General features: G+C 46.9%; 1 pseudogene. It reads left to right on the top strand.

What is annotated here, in order from left to right:
- Nucleotides 1-4148: pseudogene (locus ACLGGO_RS35095) on the top strand (hypothetical protein); the annotation flags it as partial.

Below are 4148 nucleotides of genomic sequence, written 5' to 3'. Positions count from 1 at the left end.
TGTAGATAAGAATTCCCCGCCACTTCCGGCTAAAGAACTTCCACCGCCTAATGCTCAAACAGCCACAGGTGCAGAATCTCAGCTAACGGAAACTTCACCAGATGTTACAGAAGCCAAGGTGGATAAGCCGTTAGTCACAGAGACAGAGACTCAAGAAGTACAAAAACCTGCTCCGGCTCAACCTCAATCTGTCAATCAACCCCAAGCGAAAATCGAGCCACCTCCTCAACCCGCACCCACGACAGACGCGAAATCCGAAGCACAAGGTACTGAAACTCAACCTGAAGTTGCGCCAGCGCCAAAACCTGAAGCTAAATCCAAAGCACAAGATAATTCAACTGAATCCCCCGCTACCCCAGCACCCTCCACAAAAACCCAACCGGAAGCACAAGGGGGTACGAATAAACCCGAAGTTGCGCCAGCACCCACAAAAGAACCTAAACCAGAGACAGCAGGTACTGCGCCTCAACCGGAAGCAGAATCCGCAGCGACTGATACTGAAGGGAAAACTCAACCCCAGGAAAAAGCGTCTGAAACTCCGGCTAATACGGAAACAGCCAATACGGGTGCGGGTGCTGGAGGTATCCAAACTCCTGATTTAAGTCAAGCCAATCAGGGAACATCTTTAACGAATATGTGGCAACAGCACTCTGATCAGATGCATAATACTGATCAAAATGTTGCCCAAAATGTCGATTCGAGCCAGGAACCTCAAGCGGCATTAGAACAAGTATTACAGCAAGCCCAACAAAAAATTGCGGCGATTCCCCAACCAGGGATAAATGTACCCAAATCTGAACCCTTACCGCAGCCGCAAGTTGAGCAAATTGAGAAACCTGCTACAGAAACTCCTCCGGTTACAGAAACTCCTGAAGTTAAAGATGTTGCTGCTGAAACTCCCCCGGTATCAGAAAAACCAGCAGATGTGGCTCCTGTTGAACCTACTCAAGAAGCAACTGCTGAACCCGTTGCTGAAGCGCCAGAACAAGCACAACCGCAACAACCCCAAGCACAAACAGAGGACAAAGCACCTCCTGAAACTGAACCTCAACCTCAAGAAGAGGTTAAAGAAACTCAAGAAGAGGTTAAAGAAACGGCTGAACCTACAGCTAAAGAAACCGAACCTCAAGAAACTGAAACTCCTGAAGTTGAGAAACAGGATACAGAACAGAAAGTAGAGGAAGCGGTTAAATCGGCAGAACAAGCTGTTGCAGCCAAAGGTGGTGAAAGTAATGTAGCGGTTGAGCAAGTTGATGAAGACAAAGTAAAATCGGGTCAAGTTGTTCAAGGAGATTTACTCTCTAATCCCTTAGATTGGGCAAAAGGTCTTTTAGATTCCCTTAAAGGGGATGCTTCTGGGAAGAAGAGTGAGTTACAAGGAGATTATGAGGGTAAGCAATCTCAAGTAGATGGGACAAAACAAGAGCAAGGTAATCAATTAGATAGTGGTAAACAAGCTAAAGGTAGTGAATTAGAAGCAGGCAAACAAGCTAAAGGTAGTGAATTAGAAGCGGGTAAACAAGCTAAAGGTAGTGAATTAGAAGCGGGTAAACAAGCTAAAGGTAGTGAATTAGAAGCGGGTAAACAAGCCAAAGGTAGTGAATTAGAAGCGGGTAAGCAAGCCAAAGGCAGTGAATTAGAAGCGGGTAAACAAGCTAAAGGCAGTGAATTAGAAGCGGGTAAACAAGCTAAAGGCAGTGAATTAGAAGCGGGTAAACAAGCTAAAGGTGCTGAACTTCAGTCGGAAGTCGAAGCGAAAGGAACTGAGGTAGAAACAGAAAGTCAAGCCAAAGGAACAGAACTAAAAACCGATGCCCAAACCCAAGCTACTGAGTTACAAGGTGAAGAAACAGGCTTAAAACAGGAAACCACGGCTAAAGAGCAAGAAGTAGAAACTGAAGTTGCCGATAAAGTTGCCAATCTCGAAAATAAAGCGGTTGAAGGTAAAGGAGAAATTGAAAGTAGTTGGACAGGGTTAAAAAGTAGTGCTGTTTCAGAAATGACTGCCCTAGAAACAGAAGCCCAGCAGTTTTCCCAGACTTATATGGCGAAAGCTCAAGGCTTTATCGCTAAACTTAATGGGGCTTCAGAAGGGGCAAAACAACAAGAAGGACAAAAACAAGGGCAAGAACAAGGTAATAGTCAAGCTTTACAAGCAGAATGGCAAGCCCTCAAAGCCGAAGCTGAATCAGTTTGGGGTGGTATTCAAGGTAAGGTGGCTCCTGTTACTCAGAAAGCTGAGCAAGGATGGCAAGGAATTAGCCAAAAAGCGCAGGCTGTTGGGACACAACTGCAACAACAAGGCGAACAAGTTAAGACTTCTGTCAATGAGTCTGTTACTAGTGCTGGAAATTATCTCAATGAGAAATGGACAACCTTAACGGGTAAAGCATCAGCAGGATGGACAAGTTTTCAGGGTAAGGTAGGGGAAGCACAAAGCTGGGTTGGAGAAAAAGTTAATACGGCTACTAGTTGGGCAACCGAAAAAGCAGCAGCAGCAACGAATTGGTTATCTCAAAAAGCGAGTAGTGCGGGAGCCTGGATTGATGAGAAAACAGGAGGAGCATTTAGTTGGCTGGGAGAAAAGGTTAATAGTGCAAGCTCTTGGCTAGGCGAAAAAGCCAGTAGTGCAACGTCTTGGCTAGGCGAAAAAACCAGTAGTGCGGGAACCTTTATTACAGAAAAAGGTAGCAGCGCAACTTCTTGGCTTACCGAAAAGGGAAGCACAGCTTTTAATTGGGTGACAGAAAAAGGTGAAGCATCTAAAAATTGGCTCACAGAAAAAGGAACAAGTGCGGTTAATGCTGTCAGCGAAAAAGCGGGTTCTTTTGTAAGTGGGTTACGAGAAAAAGGACAAGGTGCAGTTTCCAGCATACAGTCCAAAGGAAGCTCGATTTTACAATGGCTGGGTGGCGCAGTTGGTTCGCTAGTTTCTGGGGTACAAGAAAAAGCGGGTAGCGTTGTTTCTTGGTTGGGCGATAAGGTTTCTACTGCTAAGAGTTGGGTACAGGAAAAGAGTTCAGGTGCATTGAGTTGGTTATCAGAGAAAGCTTCGGGTGCGGCTAGTTGGGTTCAAGAGAAAAGCTCCACAGGTTTAAGTTGGTTATCCGATAAGGCTTCGGGTGCAGTTAGTTGGGTTCAAGACAAAGGTTCTCAAGGCTTAAGTTGGCTTCAAGAAAAAGGTTCTGCTGTTGGCAGTTGGGTTAAGGACAAAGGTTCTCAAGGCTTAAGTTGGCTTCAAGAAAAAGGTTCTGCTGTTGGCAATTGGGTTAAGGATAAAGGCTCTCAAGGCTTAAGTTGGCTTCAAGAAAAAGGTTCTGCTGTTGGCAATTGGGTTAAGGATAAAGGTTCTCAAGCTTGGAATGGTGTTAAACAGCTAGGAGAGTTAGGCAGCAATGCTCTCCAATGGGCGGGTGATGGGATTAAAGCGGGTTGGGAATGGACTAAGGATAAGGCGGGTGAAGTTGGTAGTTGGGTGAGTGAGAAAGCATCACAAGGTTTAGCATGGGCTAACGAAAATATCCTGCAACCGAGTATGAATTGGTTGGGGGATAAGTGGGAAGGTGTTAAAGGATGGCTAGGAGAACATTACCCCATTATTAGTGAATGGGGACATGGTGTATTAGACTTTGTGGGTTTGGCTGCGCCATTTGTTGGTGCAGTGGTTGGAGGTATTGCTGGAGGTGTAGCAGGTTTTGCAGCAGGTGGTATAGGAGCAATACCAGGAGCGATCGCAGGTGCATCAGCAGGATGGGCGGTAGGAGAAGCTGTCAGTACGGCTGCCGATGCCGCTAATACTGCTTGGTATCTGGGTGAATCGGGATACTATGCTTCCCAAGGAGATGATGCCAAGGCGCAGGAAGCGGCAACCAATGCAGCTTGGGCGGGGATGGGGTTAATCCCCGTTGTTGGTAACGTCCTGGGTAAGGGGGGTAAGCGTCTCGCTAAAACAGGTGTGGGGCGCTGGGGTGGGGAAGCCCTCAGTTGGGCGGGGCAGCAAGCTAATCGTGGGGCAGAGTGGCTTAGTAATACTCCTTTAGCTCGACAGGGCAGGGAAGCTCTCGGTTGGGTGGGGCAGCAAGCTAATCGTGGGGCAGAGTGGCTTAGTAATACTCCTTTAGCTCGACAGGGCAGGGAAGCTCTCGGTT

Origin of the sequence: Coleofasciculus sp., assembly GCF_046565525.1 — a bacterium.
Lineage (GTDB): Bacteria > Cyanobacteriota > Cyanobacteriia > Cyanobacteriales > Coleofasciculaceae > Coleofasciculus.
Note: the sequence above shows the minus strand (reverse complement) of the source record. Positions and strands in the feature narration are given on the sequence as shown.